An 18999-nucleotide genomic window follows, 5' to 3' on the forward strand; every position below is an offset into this window, starting at 1 on the left:
CGGCAGAGGGGGCTACTGTAGATGAACGGTTCAATGATTAACGCAATGGTGTCCATGAATGGACTGCAGCAGAAGCTGGACTTGCTCGCTGACAATATTGCCAATGTGAATACGGTCGGTTACAAGCGCAAGCAAGGAACGTTCGAAGACCTGCTGACAACGCTGAAGAAGCAGCCGGAAGCGTTCAATCAACCGGGTCGGTTAACGCCGCTCGGTTTCAACCAAGGCTGGGGTTCGCGTCTGACGATGGTGCAGCCGGATTTCTCGCAAGGACCGATTCAACAGACGGATCAGCCGCTTGACGTTGCAATCGAAGGCAATGCGCTATTCGAAGTAACCGTCGACGATGCCGGCCATACCGGATTTACACGCGGCGGATCGTTCCAGTCGTCGCTTACGCGTGACGGCCGCAACATCTTGGCGACAAAGGAAGGATACCCGGTATCCTCCGTGAATGGCGATCCGATAGAACTTCCGCCCGACATGAAGATGGTCAGCATTGATTCGGCAGGTAACGTTGTCGGTACGAGAACGACAGGCGAGATTGTCCAGCTCGGACAGTTCAAGCTCGTTCAGGTGGACAAGCCTGCATTGCTCTCGCAAGTGGCGGATAACCTGTTCGCCATTGCCGATGGCGTGAACGTCACGGATGTTCTTCATCAAGTTCAAGCAAGTGCGGATAATAAAATTGCGATAAAGCAAGGTTTTCTGGAGCAGTCGAACGTTGTCTTGGCAGACGAGATGACAGAATTGATTAGCGTGCAGCGGGCTTACCAGCTCAGTGCGAAAGCATTGACGTCGAGCGACACGATGATGGGACTCGCGAACAATCTGCGCGCTTAAGAAATGAGTGATTGCAAATGGATTCAAGGAAAGAGACGGCAGCTGGCCTAGAAGCCGCTGCGGTACCCGTCAAAGACCAGCCGCGCCAACCCGCGAGCGCTCAGCGTGAAGCTGCGCAAAGCAAGACGCACAAGAAGCGTCATCCCGCTTTGCGTGCGCTGCTCTGGACGCTTCGTGCGCTAGTTGTGCCCGTGCTCTGCGTTGCTGCCATTCTCGGCGGCATGTATGTGGGCTACGCGATTCTAGGCAAGCGCCCAGGCGACGAAGTATTCCAGATTGAGACGTGGAAACATATGTACGATCTTGTATTCGCGGATTAAGCGATGAGAGCCTGCTCATTACCTGAGCAGGCTCTTTTGTATATACATATAGTTGAACATAAATAAGAAGCACCCTCTGATTCGGGATCAAAGGGTGCTTATTTCGTGAGCGTCGTTATTTCACCAAAACTCGAATGCTGACTGATTTGCCGTTGTAGGTTGCCCGGATAGTCGTTGAACCTTTAGCCACGGCCGTAATTACGCCGTCATCGACCGTAGCCACTTTCGCGTTGCCGCTTGTCCAAGCTGCCGTCTTCGTGACATCCGTTATTTTGCCGTTGTCATACTCCGCCGATATTTGCACGGAATCTTTGCCTTCTGCAGCAAGAGTTAACGTTTTTGTAGAAGGGGTCAGCTTCTTGAGCTTCGGAATGACAGTAAGCGAGACTTCAACCGATTTACCTTGGTAGCTGCCTGTTAGTTTGCCCGTACCCTCAACCAATGCTTTGACGGTAGCGCCTTTGACCGAAGCCAACGTTTCAGGATTAACTGTCCAGTTCATTTTGGTACCCAAGGAGACGGATTTACCGCTCTTGTAGATGCCGGTTACCTTCATCGTCTTCGTACGTCCAGGATTAAGCGTGAAGGAAGTCGCATCGACGAACACCTTCGTAATTTCTTCTTCGATCGTGACGCGAATGCTCGTGCTCTTGCCAAGATATGTCGCCGTTAGCGTCACGCTCGAAGCGAGCAAGCCTCTCATATTCGGTGCTTTCACAATCAGGTTCGACGAAGAACTCTTCCATGTAACGAGACCAGTTACGTCTTCCTCGTTGCCGTTCTCATACGTTACTGTAATGGTTGGCAGCTTCGCTTCTTTACCAATGACGATCGAAGCATACGCTTGATCCGGTGTAAGCAGGAGCGGCTTCTCGTTGACTTTTACCGCAATCGTCACTGTCTTGGACTGGACTGTTCCGGTCAATGTAGCCGTGCCGAGCTTCTTCGCTGTCCATTTGCCGTCCACCTTATCGAGCACATCGGTGTCGCTGCTTGTCCAGCTTGCGAGATTCGTAACGTCAACCGTTTCGCCGGAGATCGATGCCGCAGATACACTAGGCAATGTAACGGTGTCATTCAAGAACGCATCAAGCGTATCCTTTGCAACCTTCACGCTGGTAACGGTCGGATACACGGTCACATTGATTTGCTTCGTAAGACCTTTATAAGACGCTTTAATGACTGTAGTTCCAACGCCTTTCGGCGAGATGACACCGTTCTTGACGGTTGCGACATAGACGTTGCTTGAATTCCAAGTCGCCGATTCCGTTACATCCTCTGCCGGTGCTGATCCTTTCAGCGCTTCTGCCGTGATGGTGACCGGCTCATCCTGCAAGGTCAGGTGAAGATCTTCCTTAGGTGTCAGCGTCAGCGCTTCGTACGATGGACGCACAACGACAGACACCGAACCGCTTGCGCCAAGATAAGAGGCAGTGATCGTCGCAAGACCGGAGCCGACGGGCGTTACAACACCTTTCGATACCGTAACGACAGAGGTGTTGCTTGATACCCACGTTGCAGTGTCTGCTACAGGTATGCTGCCTCCGTCAGTGCGTTCAGCGCTTGCATCAAGCGTAACCGGATCATCCCCCGTATTGAGTTCCAGAAGGTCATCTTCGGTAGGAATGCTAATGGACTTGAATGGGGAACTGACCGTCAATTTAATGGAATCCGAACGGCCTTTGTACTTGGCAGTGATGGTGGTTTCCCCAGCACCGAGCAATGTAATCTCGCCATCTTTCACGGTTGCGACTGCTGTGTTGAGGCTGGACCAAGTTGCGTCGTCGGTTACATCCTCATCGGCTTGTCCGCTCTTAGAAGCAGTTAGCTCGTACTTCAGCGTAGCCCCGAGTTTAACAGCAGCAGTTGCTGGCAGGTCTGTACTGCCATCATTCAGCGTAACGGTGTCGTACAAGTATTGGACCGTAACGGGGAGCGTCGTTTTGTATCCTTTATAAGTAGCGGTAATTGTGGCGCTTCCGTTCGTTAGTCCGGTAAGTACGCCTCCGCTTACTTTCACGACCGAATTGTTGGATGATGTCCAAGTCGAGTCGGCTGTGACGTCTTTCACGGAAGTGGCGCCTTGAATGGTCGCATTGACGTGAAGCGCAATGGTGTCGTCATCGACATAGAGGATGGCTGGATAAGGTGCATCGTCGAAGCTGATTGAAGTGACCACCTCATCTGCATTCGCAATGCCAGCGAAGGAAGAGAAGGTCAGGACGAATGCCAGCATGACCGTGAGCCATGGGCGATAATGCTTTGCAGGTGATGCCTGTCTGTTCATGCGCATGTTGTATTACAACCTCCAGGTACGTAAGATTTCTGATCCACTTTATATTGGTGCTTCTTCTATAATTAACGGCTTTGACGTCGCATTTTTGAAGGCGTAAGACAACCATTTCCAAATATAGTTCTTAAGGTAGGTATGGAAACCTTCTCGAAGCGGGAAAAGGCAAGGAATATGGCATGGAGGCGCAGGCGCGGCAGTTTTATTTTTTCCAGTGTAGAGGTATAATGGGTAAGAATCTCTGAGGGTTCATAATCGGTTATCAGGTAAGGGGGCTTACCGATTGAATTTGCCTAATTTGCTCACGATGCTTCGATTTGCATTAATCCCTGTTTACATCGCCGTATTTGCATCTGATACATCGGGTCACATGAAATGGGCATTTTTTATCGTTGTCTTTGCCGGTCTTACCGATATCCTGGACGGTTATTTGGCGCGTAAATACGGTCAAGTGACGACAGTCGGGTCGATGCTCGATCCGCTCGCGGATAAGTCGATGATGATTACGGTCATCTTGTCGCTGCTTATTACCGGGCACATTCCTTGGAGTGCGGGTGCGGCCATATTTATTCGGGATGCGGGGATGATCGCCGGGTCGGCGTTTTTTCATTTTCGCGGAAAGAAGACGGTGCCTGCCAATTGGATGGGGAAATTGACGACCATTCTGTACTACTTGGCCATTATGTTTATTTTCTTTGAATTTCCATTTGCCCGGACCTATCTATGGGGCGTTATTGCGTTCTCTTTCGTTACCTCGCTGATCTACATCATTCTGTTCGTGGCGCTTAATAAAGATGAAGAGACGGATGCTGGGGCAACGCAGAGCGGGGGACAACCACCGAAGAAGGATACGAAACAGGCTGATATGTAAAAAGGAGAGTGGACGCTGCTGCTCTCAGGTGGGTAGCAATAGCGGCCAATCTCCCTTATCTTAACCTCCACGACTGCAGTTTCGTGAAGGATGGGTTTATTGTGACACATTACCAATCAATTTATTACAACGGACTGAAGGGAGCAGCTTAGCATGCTTGATATTAGACAAATCCAAGACATTATTCCACACCGCCCGCCGTTCCTGCTTGTGGACCGGATTCTTGAGGTGGAAGACGGCAAACGCGCTGTCGGAATTAAGAATGTAACGATGAACGAGCCGTTCTTCACAGGCCATTTTCCGCAGTATCCGGTTATGCCGGGCGTCCTTATTGTAGAGGCGCTTGCGCAGGTCGGCTGCGTTGCGATTCTGAAAGTAGAAGAGAACCGCGGCAAAATCGGCTTCTTCGCCGGCATCGACAACTTCCGTTTCCGCGGTCAAGTCGTCCCGGGCGACACGCTTACATTAGAGGTAGAGATTACGCGCCTCAAAGGCATGATCGGCAAAGGACAAGCTGTCGCGAAGGTTGGCGATAAAGTGGTAGCCGAAGGCGAAATCATGTTTGCGCTGAAAGACGCGTAAGCATAGGCAGCCTTCTTGCAATAGAAGACATCTCATGGGAGAGAGGATGTTTCGAATGAATCAGATGGCACAAGAACGTTATCAAGCATGGCTTAATGATCCGCTAATTGATGAAGCAACAAAGCAGGAGCTCGCTGCATTGCAGGGCAACGATAAGGAAATTGAAGACCGCTTCTATCGCGATCTTGAATTCGGAACAGGCGGTCTGCGCGGGGTAATGGGAGCGGGAACGAACCGGCTGAACGGCTATACCGTTGGCAAAGCGACGCAAGGTCTTGCAAATTGGGTGCTAAGCAGAGGCGGTACGCCGTCCGTTGTTATTGCCTATGATTCGCGCAACAATTCGCCGGAGTTTGCGCTGGACGCAGCGCTCGTGCTTGCTGCGAACGGAGTAAAGGCGCACTTGTTCAAGGCGCTTCGTCCTACGCCTCAGTTGTCCTATGCGGTGCGCTCGCTTGGCGCAACTAGCGGTATTGTTATCACGGCAAGCCACAATCCGCCGGAATATAACGGCTACAAGGCCTATGGTTCGGATGGCTGCCAGCTTGTGCCGGCAGATGCCGAGCAAGTTATTGCAGCGATTCAACAAGTAACGGGCTTCGATCAAGTTCGTAAGATCAGCCGTGAGGAAGCAGAAGCGAAAGGGCTTCTCCACTGGCTAGGCGATGCTGAAGACCGCGCTTATGTGGAAACGGTCGCAGCAGAGAGCTTGAACAGCGCGCTGCTGAAGAGCGGTCTCGGCGAGGCATTGACGGTTGTCTACACGCCGCTGCATGGCGCGGGCAACATGCCGGTTCGCGAGGTGCTGAAGCAAGCGGGCTTATCGAATGTACATCTTGTCCCGGAGCAGGAGCAGCCGGACGGCTATTTCAGCACGGTCAAATCGCCGAATCCGGAAGAGCGCGAGGCGTTCACGCTGGCGATCAAGCTGGGCCAAGAGGTCGGCGCAGACATCATTATCGGTACGGATCCGGATTGCGACCGGATGGGCGCAGTCGTTCGGAATAATGAAGGCGATTTTGTCGTGCTGACGGGCAACCAATCTGGCGCGATTATGGTCAATTATTTGCTAAGCACGCTGAAGGAACGCGGTCAGCTGCCTTCGAACGGCGTTGTGATCAAGACGATCGTAACGAGCGAGATGGGCGCTGATATCGCCGTTTCTTACGGCGCGGATGTCATTAATACGTTGACAGGCTTCAAATATATTGGCGAGAAAATGACCCAGTTCGAGAAGAGCGGGGAGCGCTCCTTCCTGTTCGGCTACGAGGAGAGCTACGGTTATTTGGCAGGTACTTATGCGCGCGATAAAGATGCGGTTATCGCTTCGATGCTCATTTGCGAAGCGGCTGCTTATTATAAGAGCAAGGGTCTGACCTTGTACGACGTGCTGAACGAGTTGTACGCGAAGCATGGCAATTACCTGGAGCATCTGGAATCCCGTACGCTGAAAGGCGTGGATGGGGTGCAGCAGATCGCTGCTATTATGGAAGATTGGCGCAGCAATCCGCCGGTAGAGCTGGCAGGCATCCGCGTGAACCAAGTGCAGGATTATTTGCCGGGCCTGAGCGGTCTTCCGCCGGAGAATGTGCTGAAATATACGCTGGAGGATGGCTCGTGGTTCTGCTTGCGTCCGTCCGGTACGGAGCCGAAGATCAAGGTGTATTTTGCTGTTCGTGCGAGCTCGCAGCCGGAAGCGAAAGAGGCCATTGTCCGTCTGACCCAGCAAGTCATGAACCGCGTAGATCGTAAGGCTTAAACAGAGAGATTAAGGAGTGGAAGGCGTGCAAGAGCAGTGGCTTCAATGGAATCGTAAAGCAACATGGGTACTATGCGTGCTAACAATACTGGGCGTTCTTACAGCCTTGCCAATCGGCGCAGATCGCTGGAAGGAACAGAATACTTCCAAGCATGTGGAGGTTGTTCTGAATTATAGAGACTTGCTGAGGGTTGCAGCTTACAAGACGCATCCGCAGCAGTACGTCCACGATGAGCTTGCCAAAGTCAAAGCAGCAGGTATCAGCTCGATGGCTGTGTTCGAAACGTCGTTGACGGAGCTGAGCTGGGCGGGTCATCTCTCCATCTACTCCTCGGCAGGCGCGATGCAGCTTCAAGGCAAGCCGCTCAAGGATGACGAGAACTATACGTATATCCTGTTCTCGACCGATAAGGAAGAAGCCATCTATCGTCCCATTATCGAAGCGACGTTCCGCGTGTGGGATATTCCTGCTGCCAGCTGGGAATTTGACGGCAGCAAGGGCATGATTCTGCAGACGCCGATGGAAGATGCGCTGCTTAAGTCAATGGAGCCGGATCCTGGCGCGCTTCAAATGATCAAGGACGCGGGCCTCAACATTGTACCGCGGCTGTCTGACCGTATTCCGTTCAATGCGGAAGAAGTGGACAAGCTGATGGCTTCATATGAAGAAATGGGCATTGACCGTATCCTGTTCGATGGCGACGCCGTGAAGGGTTATGGCGACAATGCCGAGCTTCATAGCTTGAATGCCTTCGCGAATATTCTGAACAAACATGGAATCGGAATCGTAACGATTGAGAATTCTAATCCTCAGAAGGGTCTGGCTACTTTAAGCAATCTGACCCACTATAACGTTGTGCGTCTTCTCTCGCTCTCTGATGCTAACGCCAACACGATGAAGCCGGAAGAAATTACGGACCGCTTCCATCTGGCTGCGAAAGACCGCAGCATTCGGATGTTCTATATTAACGTATCGCCTGTAAGCAAGCTGGCGAAGTCGTCGATCGTCGATCCGATGCAGAACATCTATGATACGATGCAGAACAAAGGCGGCGTGCTCGACAAAATGCATGATCTCGGCTTGACCGTCGATCGTGCGCAGCCGTTCAAGTATGAGTCGCCGCCAGCTTGGCATAAGCCGTTAAAGGCGGTTACGGCGCTTGGCGCGGTTGCGATTATTGCGCTTCTGATTAGCATGTATATCCCTGGCGTAGCGATCCCGGTCTTTGCACTCGGACTCATTGGCAGCGCAGGCTTGTACGTGGTATCGAAGTCCGTATTTGAGCAGGGCTTGGCGCTTGGCGCGGCGATTAGCGCGCCGACGCTCGCGGTTATTTGGGCGATTCGCCGCGTACGCGCGCATACGATTGGCAATCGCAGAGCGGTTAGCGGCACGGTAGACAATGCGCGCACGAACGATGGCAGCATGCGCTGGATTTTCACTGGTCTTGGCGCAGGACGCCGCTTCACCATGGCGCTTACGCTATTCGTAGTGACATCGATTATTTCGCTGAGCGGCATTGCGTTTATCGTTGGCTTGCTCAACAACATCACGTATCAGCTCGTGCTGGAACAGTTCCGCGGCGTTAGTCTGCTGCACCTGGCTCCGATTGCGCTTGTGGCGATTTATCTGTTCTTGTACACGGGTGAAAGTGTCATCGGCAACATCCGCAAGCTGCTCTCCATGCAAATTACGGTGCTATGGGTGGCCATTGCGGCTGTGCTTGGCGTTATGGCGCTTTATTATCTGTCCCGTACAGGTAATGCAGGAACGGCTTCATCGGCTGAACTCGTGTTCAGAAACGTGCTGGAGAATACGTTCGGCGTTCGTCCGAGGACAAAGGAATTCCTTCTATCGCATCCGCTCTTCTTCTTGGGGCTGTTCCTCGCGCTTCGTTATCGCGCTGCGTGGGTATTGTTTATTGTAGGCACAATTGGTCAGCTGTCCATGGTGGATACATTCGCGCATATTCATACGCCGATTCCGATTTCGCTCATCCGTGATGTGCTCGGCCTCGTATTGGGCCTCATTATCGGTCTTGTACTGATCGGTGTTTGGCAGCTAGGGGAAGGAGCATGGAAACGATGGGCACCACGAATCGCACAGACGAAACAGGGCTCCAAGTCCGGCGCATAGTTATTTCCGGTTATTATGGCTTCCGCAACAGCGGCGATGAAGCGGTGTTGAAATCGATCCTGTTCGCACTCGAGGAAGAAGGCGTGAAACAAGGTCTTCGCATTGTGCCTGTCGTGCTGTCGGGCGATCCGGCTTCGACGACTGCGATGTACGGCGTGGAAGCTGTGCATCGCATGAAGCTGGGCGAGATCGTCCGCGCGCTTCGCGCGAGCGACGGTCTCATCAGCGGCGGCGGCAGCCTGCTGCAGGATGCAACAAGCGCGAAGACGATTCCTTATTATACGGGCGTCATGAAGCTGGCACAGCTTCTTGGCAAGCCCACATTCGCATACGCGCAAGGCATTGGCCCCGTGAATCGCCGGTGGATGGACCGGCTGATTCGCGGCGTTATGCGCCGCAGCGCGTATGTTTCTGTTCGCGACGCAGAATCCGCCCACTTGCTTGGGCGGATTGGCGTGCCGCGGGACCGGATCGACGTTGTGCCCGATCCGGTCATGGGGCTTCCGCTGCCGGCGTCGGCCGCGGAGGTGGCCGCTGCTGCGGCAGGCGCGCCGACGCTGCCGGTGGTCGGCGTGTCCTTGCGCCACTGGCGCAAGGATGGCGCCGACCTGGCGCGCTTCGCGGACGCGCTTGGCGCGCTGGCCCGCAGCCGGGCGGTGCGGCTGCGGTTCCTCCCGTTCCACACCCCATCGGACGCAGAGGCGTCGCTATGGGTGATGGAACGGCTCGGCGATCTCGGCGCGAGCGTGGCCGAGATTGCCGAGGTTGGCGACGACCCGCAGCTGATGCTGCAGGAGGTCAGTCGCTGCGATGCGCTGCTCGGGATGCGGTTGCACGCGCTGATCTACGCCGCGAATCAATCCGTGCCGATGCTCGGGCTGTCGTACGATCCGAAGATCGATCAGTTCCTGAATCGAATCGGTCTCACGCCTATCGGCACGACAGAAGCGCTCGATTCCGCGGCATTCGTTGCTGCGATGGGCGAGCTGCTCGACAATCCAGCCGAGTGGCACAGCGAGCATCAAGCTGCGATCGATCAATTAAAACAAGAAGCGCGAAAGCCAGCGAAACAAATCATTTCTATTTTACGTTAATCAATATGTAGATGTTCTTTCTCCCCGGCAGCGTTTTCAGACACGATAGGGCAATAGTCCCGCCGAAAAAGGGTGACAAACCGCTGTTAGAGAAAGAAAATGTCGGAAAACCACGGCCAAGCAACCGAAAAGGGCGAAATTTTCCTGAAAACTGCTTGAAAATGGGGATGGTGTTTCTTTTTCAAAGAGCGTATAATTCTATCCGGCGATAGCTATGAAAGGGAGATGGAAATGAGTCAGGTCGTTCTGTATACAATCGGATTTATCATTTCATTATGTCTTGCGCTTGTGTTTACCCCATTCGTGATTAAGTTCGCGAACAAAATCGGGGCAATCGATAAGCCCAACCATCGGAAAGTCCATACAAGAATAATGCCGCGACTTGGCGGGCTAGGCATATATGGCGCTTTTATCGGCGCATACTTCGCATTGCAGCCGTTTATTCCGGAAGGTCTGCTGCGCAGTTACGATCATAAACTAATTAACGCATTGCTGGCTGGCGGTTCGATTATCGTCATCATCGGCGGATTGGATGACCGCTTTGAGCTTTCTGCGAAAGTAAAGCTGCTCGGTCAAATCATTGCAGCATGCGTTGTTGTCTTCGGCTTCGGCGTTAAGATTGACCTCGTCAATATTCCGTTCGGCGAAGCGATGCAGCCGATTGCGGCATGGATCAGTATCCCGCTTACGATTCTATGGATCGTCGGCGTAACGAATGCGATCAACCTGATTGACGGCCTGGACGGACTTGCTGCAGGCGTCTCCGGTATTGCAATCGGCACGATCCTGATTATGGCGGCTGTCATGGGCTTTGCACCTGTAATCCTTCTCTGTACGCTTCTGCTTGGCGGTGTTATCGGCTTCCTGGTCTATAACTTCCACCCTGCGAAGATCTTCATGGGAGATACGGGCTCACTGTTCCTTGGCTTTGCGCTTGCAACGCTTTCGATGCTTGGCTTCAAGCAAGTTACCATGGTCTCTTTCGTTACACCGCTTCTCATTATTGGTGTACCGCTCTCGGATACGTTCTTCGCGATCGTGCGCCGCTGGGTAAACAAGAAACCAATCTTCGCACCGGACAAAGGTCATCTGCATCACTGTCTGCGCGAGCTCGGCTTCAGCCACCGCCGTACAGTGCTTATCATCTACGGCATTGCATCGATTTTCGGTGTCTGTGCGGTTCTGCAGTCGACGGTCGTTCAGTCTGACGCAGCGAACTGGGTAACGTTCGGTGTTATTCTCATCCTTGTCTTCGTACTCCAAATCGGCGCAGAGCTGATCGGTATCGTCGATAAGTCCCGCCGCCCTGTGCTTCACTTCCTGCAGCGGCTCCTTCTTCGGACAGAGCAATCTCGCTCGAAGTAATTCATGTGCTGTTGAAACCAGCTTCGTTCTCTTGAGGGGGACGAGGCTTTTTTTTGTGTTTATGTAAATTGAGCGTTTCCTCTTATTTCTAGTTTTTCGTCTAAACTTTTGGCAGATTGTTTCCGATAAAAAGGATACATCAAACTATGAGGATGGACTGAAGTGGAGGAGGCACAACGTGATTAAAAAATTAGCAACATGGTTTATTTTGCTGGCCCTAGTCATTCAATTCCTGCCTGCGAACCGCATTGAGACCGTTCAAGCGGCGACAGGCAATTTCACATTCCCGAATGAAAGCGATCAACAGGCGGCGCCTCGGATTACGACGGATGAGCGAATTACGTTGACAGGTACAATCAGCAATGTGGATCCGACTTCGATTGCGTATAACGTGTATCAGATCACTGATCCCGGTGATACAACGATTACTTCGGACGATAAAGTCGGAAGCCAACGCGAGAATCTGACGAGTAATATTAGCATTAGCGGTTCCTCCATTCAGATTTTCAACATTCAGCTGTTCCCCGGCTTGAACAAGATCACGTTTACGGGGACACAAGGCGGAGGCCAAGTATCGAATACAATTTATGTCGATTATCACAACGGCCCAATGCTGTATGATCTAACGGCAAGCTTGGATGGCAACAGCTTCCCGATCGTGGAGAACGGAACGACTGTCGTTCAGTCCAGCACATCCCGAGGCAAGTCGACAGCTGATATCAGCATTACGGGTAAAGCGCCGAATGCGCAAGCGGTTACGATTGTCGTGAACGGAAGCAGTAAAACGTATTCGGTTAACAGCGCGAACAACAACTCGTTTGCTGCTGCTCCGATTCGTTTGAATCAAGGCAAGAACCTCGTGACAATTAAAATCAAGAACGGTACGCAAACAATCGAAACGTCAAGGGATATCGCTTTCTATAACGGAAGCGTTACGTTTTACGATGTTAATATTAATGAGTTAGCTGCGGGCGTGGTACAACAATCCGCGGCGCTTGAGTACAACCCCAACTTTGTCGTATCCGCAGCGAACTCTTTTAATATTACGGGTAGCGTTATCGTGCCGAATAGCTATGTACAGAGATCGGGTGAAACCGTAAAAACGCCTCACCCAGACCCGGCAGTCGCGCTGGCGTCGATTACAGCAGCTTTAAAAGAGGTGCTTGGCGGAGCACAGGTAACTCTTGGGGCGATTGCGCCTTCTGTTGCAATGAATTCGCCTAAAGTGACTGATGACTTCTTTGTTTATCAGTTTACAATCCCCTTGCCGAGCATAGCTACTACATATACTGCAGGTGCGCTGAATTGGGATCTTTCTTATAATTTAGATTTGAAAGCGCCGAATGAAGTAAATAAAGACACAGGCACAGGTTCGATTAATGAAGGAACAAACGGGCTGTTCTTCTCTCTTCGCGATGCGACGAAACCTTTCGTTGCGGAAATCAACTACCTGCCCGGCTATAAGCCGACAGGCAATTATGAAGCGATACAGTCGGTTCCGTTAGCGAACGCTAACCTTTATGGTATTCCTGTAGGCATAGAAGTGCTCGTCGGAAACCCTTCGACGACTCCTGCCAATAATACGATTATAGTTGACTCCATTAGTGATTTGTACGGTCATACGAAGACCCTTACCGCATCGGACTATACGGTCAAACCGGTTACGGCGCCGCTCGTAACGAAGACGGTAAACGGCAAGCTTCAAACGTTCCACCGTTTCATCATTGAGTTTACGAAATTGCCTTATGAAGGTACGCAGACAATTACTGTTCATGCCAATACTTCCGGTATAATATCTGCACCTTCTGCGTCCACGTTCACCATGCTTTATGGTCCTTATGTGAATTATAAGACGGCGTTCGATACGATGGCGATCGATGACGATACGACTTCGACGTCCCGTGCGGATGATATTATTGGCGGCAAGCTCAGCGACTTTGAAGGCGAATTGCAAAACATCAACGATGTGAGTGAAATTCGCTACGATACAACAGGCGGGCCGCGTACGGTTTATTTTTATATCAATAATGTGCCATTTGAAATTGTCCCTGTCTCCACAGATCCTCATGACACGCATTTTAAGCTGAAGGCATATGGTGCTGCTACCACGCCGGCCACGTACTATCGGAACGATGTAATTAAGGCGATGTTCAGTGGCGAGAACGAGATCAAGTTTGTTTTCCAAGGCAAGAAGAGCTCTTACGAGAAGATTATTAAGATCAACCTTATTCCAACGAATCTGCCGGTCATTCCGGTTAAAGGGACTACTATTTATCCGTTTGTCTTCAAAGACAGCGATATGACCGTAACGCCGAAACCGATTGCCAATGACTCGCACTTCCCGCTGGAAGGCTCAATCTATAAAACATCCGAAGCGTTTATGAATGTATACGGAACATTCGATTTTATTGACTTGGGTCAAGCGGGTGATCTAAGTGCTGCGTCCGGTTTAGTAAGTTTAATCAATACAAAGTTATCAAGTCTTGGAACATCCGGTGTGCTTGATGATTACATCCTGAAGATTAGCAGTCCATCGATGAAACAAGATATCGTGTGGGATCTATCCAAGCCGTTCGAGGTAGTTTACGGAGACACGTTTGTAGCTGCTATGAATACTGGCGGTACAGTGAACAACAACCTAATTGTTCGTTACGACTGCTCGAATCAAACATTTTCGTTTATTTTGAAGAAACAAGAGCTTAATGCAGATGGCAGTTCAAGCGTAGTAATCTTCAGCGTTTATAACAGCGGATTGTATGGTCCTAAGGCAACATACCGTATTGAAGTCGACCCAACCGTTCTTCCGTACAAAATCATTCGTCCGATGCTGCCCGAAGAAGGTACGATCAACCGCAACTTCTTCGATTTCATTATTAATGCGAACGGTGCGACCAAGGTAACCATTAATAAAGTTGCTGCGGTTAAATCGGAATATGATGGTGATAACGATAGTTCCAACGGCATCGACTATCCGAATGCGTTCCGCACGACGATTTCGAATCTGAAACCGGGAGTCAACAAGATTAACTTTACGATTGAGAGCGGTACGGACAAGGTCAGCAACTATATTGAGATTAAGTATGTGCCGACGAATATTCCAGGTGCAGAGTACTTGGAGACGATGAAGAATTCGCACAAAATATTCGACGGCGCAATATCGCTCACGTTCCCGAAAGGCACTTCGCTTATCCGTCGCGATTATAACGTGGCAGATAAGTTTAAAGGCCAGATCTACACCGACAATAAGCTGCTGTTTGCTATCGCGAATCCGGAGGATGGGGTTGTAAACCGTCGTGAATATGAGGTTCCGCCTGCAGGCTTCGATAAGATTCTGCAAAGCTTCGGAACCAGATTCAAAGTATCGTTCCCGACCCGATTCTCCAAGTCCAGCCCAGTGTTCTGGATTGATGCCGGTCTCGCTGACGATCTATCGACGAACGCATATGATCCGCTGCAAAACGGCGTGGACCCTTACCAGTACCCGAATAACCATGATGGTACGAACGGAAAGGAAATTCCTACCTACGACCTTCGTAATGACGATGAAGAACTGATTGCTTCAAAGCGAGGTACATTAACGCTTGCTTTTGATCCTAACATTCGTCAAAGTGCGGGAACAATCGTCACAGTATTCCGTTATGACGTGAAAGAGAAGTTCTGGGTGAACATTGGTGGCGTCGTTGATTCGAAGAAGAATACAATTACAGTTCCTTTCGAGCAATTCGGTTACTATGTCGCAGCTAAGATGACATATTCGTTCTCCGATGTGACCGGTCACCCGTATGCTCGTAACTATATGGAGGCATCATTCGCTAAAGGCGTCATGAACGCAGCGAACTTTGATGACTTTGGTGCGGATATGTACACATCGCGCGGCGAGTTTACTCGCATGATCGTCAAAGCGATCGATATTCCGCTTAACTACGAGCTGAGCAAGCCTCACTTCGACGATGTAGCGCCGATCATCAACTCTGATGCGCTATGGGACTACAGCTACATTGAAACAGCAGCTCGAGAAGGCATTGTTAGAGGAACGCAGCCACGAACCTTCGAACCTACAAGCAACATTAGTCGGCAAGATGCTGCTGTTTTTCTTGCGCGGGCACTGAACTTGAAGCTCGAGACCGATGCAACGAAGATTGATAAGGCTCTTCAGAAGACCTTCAAGGATTATAACGATATCAACTATTATGCGAGAGCTGCAGTACTGGCAATTGCGAAGAAAGGCTTTATTCAAGGATCGCCTGTAGATAATGCGGATCCGAAGAAGGGCATGGTATTCGAACCGAAGTCCAATCTTCTTCGCTCGGATGCGGCTATTATCGTAGACAAGATGCTGATCGATATGAAGCGGTTACCGAAGATCAACTAGTCCTATCAAAAGAGAACCGTTTGGGAGTTTCCCAGGCGGTTCTCTTTTATTTCGCAAATTGTTAGACTTATCTTCACATGGCAAATGTTCTCTGGTGACGAATCTAGGACGTTCGGTCTATAATAAGAATCGTGGTAGAGAGGTTGTCCTAGTTCATAGTACATAGACGGCGGATTCGGGATGGAACGTTGACGAAAAAAAATAAAACTTTTTTCAAAGACAACGCAACTTTTCGGAAACCTATGCGTTTAAATACATGAACACAGCACAAGGAGAGCGACTCTAGCAAGGTAAGAGTATTTGGAACTAATTATCAAATTACTCTTTACGCTAGAAAACACCCATTGTATAATGTTAAAGTGGTGTTTAGACTCTACCAAAATTTTCATGCATTCAGCAGTTTACAAGTTTCTGCGACAAGTTCCTACAAGAACCTGAACTGCAGACATTATTTATACGAACTCTGCTCAACTCGTGAAAGGGGGTGAATCGGCCAATGAGACAAACGAGCAAAACATATTCTAAACAAAACTCTCAAGAACGCAAGGTATTTAGAGGAGGAGACAAAAAGGTTATGAAGAAAAGTTTATCCCTGATCGTAGCAGCAGCTATGACACTTACATCCGCATCGGCAGTATTTGCAGACAACGCTCCAGCGTTGGATACACAAGGTAAATTCGACGCACTTAAAGCAGCGGGCATCTTTAACGGCTTCCCGGACGGTTCCGCAGGCCTTGAAAAAGAAATGACTCGCGCTGAGTTCGCAAAAGTACTTACACTGGTAGCTGGTCTGACTCCAGACGCAACAGCTGCTAAATACTCCGACGTAGCAGCTAACCACTGGGCAGCTGGTTACATCGGCGCAGCATCTAAAGCAGGTCTTCTTAACGGTCTTGGCGACGGCAAGTTCGGTCCATCCGGTAAAGTAACTATCGAGCAAATCGCTAAAGTAGCTGATCTGTTCGCTAAAGCTCCAATCGATGAGAACGCAACTGTTGCTGGTGCAGTATCTGCATGGGCTAAAGCTTATGTAGCAGCAGCAATCAAAGCTGGCTTCATTGCAGAATCCAGCAACTACAAAGCGAACGCAGTTCGCGGTCAACTTGTAGAAGTTGCATACCAACTCGCTAACCCTGCACCAGCAACTCTTGAAGCAACTGCTAAAGTAGCAGGCGCTAAGAAAATTGAAGTGAAACTTAACCAAAAAGTAGACACTTCAAAAGTAACTTTTGAAGTTAAGAACGCAGCTGGTACAGTTGTAAACATCGCAAAAACTACTTTTGCTGATGACAAAGCAACTGCAACTCTTGAGTTCGCAGCTAACCTGCTTGCTGGTGACTACACTGTTGCAGTAAAAGGTGGCAGCAATGCTGCATCTGCTAAAGTAACAGCTGAAGCAGAAAAAATCAGCAAGATCGAATTCCTAAGCAGCACTGCAGCTCCTGCACGTACTGGTGCAGCTACAGATAACCAAATCATCACTTCTTCGGTGAAGATTTCCAACCAATACGGTGAAGATGTTACAGCTACTAAAGCTGGCAGCTTGACTCTTACTTCGAGCAAAGGTGCTGCATCCTTGGCAACAACAGGCGTGTTGACAATTGACAACACTACAGCTGCTGTTAACTTCGCAAAAGACGAGAAAGTTGCTGTTAGTGCAATCGACACAGCTTCCAACACTTTTGCTTCCGCAGTATTGACTGTTGGTGACAAAGCTCAAGTATCTGACATCTCGATCGACAAACTTGTTAACACTGCAGACAGCACTAAAGTATTGGATGCAGCTTCGACTCCAGGACAATTCGTTCTTGAACTGACAGCTAAAGACCAATACGGCAACACTATTACTGGTGCTGCTAATGCTGCTAACGTAACTTCCGACGTTATCGTAACTGTATCCAGAACTGATGTTGCAAATGTTGGCGCAATTACTTGGAACCCAACTTTGGATGGCGGTAAATACACAATTGCATTGGCTGGCCCGCTTACAGCTGGTACTTCCAAAGTAACTGTAATCTCCAAAACTACTGGCAAACTTGCATCCTTCGATGTAGTTGTTAAAGAAACTGGTAAAGTAGATGCTCTTACAGTTTCCGCTCCAGCAGTTGCAGTAGCTGGCGAAGCGTTCGACATTCCTTTCACAGCTGTTGACCAATTCGGCAATGCAATCACAAGCGCATCGACATTGAACAATTCGGTGTACTCTGTAAGCCTGGGTAGCTTGAGCCTGGATAAAACAAGCCCTGCTACAATCGCTGCTTCCGGTATCAAGTTCGTTCAAGACTATGTGAAAAACACTGCAACACTTCATGTTAACGCTCTTGCTAAAGGCACTTATGTATTTACTGCAGTAACAGGTACTAACAAAGTAGTTCAACAAACTATCACAGTTACCGATGCGAAGACTCCAGTAGTTATCTCGGCTACTAAAGACTTCACTTCGACACTTGCAAAAACTGCAGGTACTACTTTCACTAACGCAAACGTTGTTGTTAACGACCAATACGGTCGTGAAATCACGGATCTTGCATGGGCTGGCGCAGTTCCTGCTGTTGGCGAGTACAAGATTGACGTTGCTGTAAGCGGCACTGCAACAACTTACAATGCTGCAACAGGCGCTATCAGTGCAGCTGCAAAAGGTTCCGATGCTTACACTGTTACACTGCAACAGTACAAAACTGTATCTGGTGTTAACAAATGGGTAAATGTTGACGGTACTTCATTGGCATTCACGGTATCTGTTGTTGAGAAGGCTGACATTGCTTCTTATGAGCTTGCTGACATCGCAACTCTGAAAAACAACGGAACTGGCTCTTACCTGCAAGATGTTACAGTAAACGGTGTACTGGCTAGCGGCACAAAAGTAGTACTTCCAACTACTGGATACTACGAAGTTACTGCATCCGACACTACTAAACTTGATCTTGCAACTGCAGGTAAAGTTGGTGCGACATTCGCAGCTGGTGACTTCACAGATCACGCTGCAAGTGCAAACGTGATCGTTACTGTTGACGGTGCAAATGGTCCAGTTGTTCTTACTAAAGTTGTAAAAGCATCTGATCTTCCTTCTGTTGCAACAACATTCAGCGTAATCAATGTTGATGCTACGATGACATTGGAAAGTGCAAATGTTATCTCTGCAACTGCAGTAAAAGCTAGTAACCTTGCTACATTGAGTACTGCTGTAATCAAAGCAGTTGACCAATACGGCGTTGAGATTACAGCTGACACTTACACAACATTCCGTACTAACTTCGCTGACAATGACTCGTCCACTACTGTAACAGCTGGTGACACATTCAACGTAACAGCGGTTAGCGGCGCTAACACAATTACTTTCAAAGTAATCGTAAAATAATAGAGACT

The 18999-nt window shown here is 49.8% G+C and carries 11 protein-coding genes; 10 read left to right on the plus strand and 1 reads right to left on the minus strand.

What is annotated here, in order from left to right:
* The first annotated feature begins 21 nt into the window (after positions 1–21).
* On the plus strand, positions 22–843 hold the full coding sequence (locus tag A8990_RS06590; RefSeq protein ID WP_116188217.1) for a flagellar hook-basal body protein: 822 nt from the start codon (positions 22–24) through the stop codon (positions 841–843).
* Positions 844–860: 17 nt separating this feature from the next.
* The gene (locus A8990_RS06595; protein WP_116188218.1) at positions 861–1163 is read left to right on the plus strand and encodes a DNA-directed RNA polymerase subunit beta; all 303 of its coding nucleotides are present in this window, start codon (positions 861–863) and stop codon (positions 1161–1163) included.
* A gap of 115 nt (positions 1164–1278) precedes the next feature.
* Here A8990_RS06595 and A8990_RS06600 read toward each other — a convergent pair whose 3' ends face one another.
* The gene (locus A8990_RS06600) at positions 1279–3456 is read right to left on the minus strand and encodes an Ig-like domain-containing protein (protein WP_116188219.1); all 2178 of its coding nucleotides are present in this window, start codon (positions 3454–3456) and stop codon (positions 1279–1281) included.
* 280 nt (positions 3457–3736) lie between these two features.
* On the opposite strand from A8990_RS06600, the gene A8990_RS06605 reads away from it, so the two are divergent.
* The 8 genes from A8990_RS06605 (at position 3737) to A8990_RS06640 (ending at position 18991) form a co-directional block, all read left to right on the plus strand.
* Positions 3737–4324 (plus strand): CDP-alcohol phosphatidyltransferase family protein, encoded by a 588-nt coding sequence (locus A8990_RS06605; protein WP_116188220.1) that lies wholly within the window; start codon positions 3737–3739, stop codon positions 4322–4324.
* Positions 4325–4477: 153 nt separating this feature from the next.
* A complete protein-coding gene (gene fabZ, locus A8990_RS06610) occupies positions 4478–4906 on the plus strand; it encodes a 3-hydroxyacyl-ACP dehydratase FabZ (protein WP_116188221.1) in 429 nt (142 codons plus the stop codon).
* A 46-nt stretch (positions 4907–4952) separates the two neighbouring features.
* Positions 4953–6665: a phospho-sugar mutase gene (locus A8990_RS06615; protein ID WP_116188222.1), complete on the plus strand. Its 1713-nt coding sequence runs from the start codon at positions 4953–4955 to the stop codon at positions 6663–6665.
* A gap of 25 nt (positions 6666–6690) precedes the next feature.
* Complete coding sequence (locus tag A8990_RS06620; RefSeq protein ID WP_116188223.1) at positions 6691–8802, plus strand: DUF5693 family protein; 2112 nt, start codon at positions 6691–6693, stop codon at positions 8800–8802.
* The gene (csaB, locus tag A8990_RS06625; protein WP_116188224.1) at positions 8751–9896 is read left to right on the plus strand and encodes a polysaccharide pyruvyl transferase CsaB; all 1146 of its coding nucleotides are present in this window, start codon (positions 8751–8753) and stop codon (positions 9894–9896) included. The genes A8990_RS06620 and csaB overlap by 52 nt, the downstream gene beginning before the upstream one ends.
* 231 nt (positions 9897–10127) lie before the next feature.
* On the plus strand, positions 10128–11261 hold the full coding sequence (locus A8990_RS06630) for a glycosyltransferase family 4 protein (protein ID WP_116188225.1): 1134 nt from the start codon (positions 10128–10130) through the stop codon (positions 11259–11261).
* 178 nt (positions 11262–11439) lie between these two features.
* Complete coding sequence (locus tag A8990_RS06635) at positions 11440–15633, plus strand: S-layer homology domain-containing protein (RefSeq protein WP_116188226.1); 4194 nt, start codon at positions 11440–11442, stop codon at positions 15631–15633.
* A 496-nt stretch (positions 15634–16129) separates the two neighbouring features.
* Positions 16130–18991, plus strand: a complete 2862-nt coding sequence (locus A8990_RS06640; protein ID WP_116188227.1) for an S-layer homology domain-containing protein — start codon at positions 16130–16132, stop codon at positions 18989–18991.
* Positions 18992–18999: the final 8 nt, after the last annotated feature.

This window comes from Paenibacillus taihuensis (assembly GCF_003386535.1).
Lineage (GTDB): Bacteria > Bacillota > Bacilli > Paenibacillales > Paenibacillaceae > Paenibacillus_Z > Paenibacillus_Z taihuensis.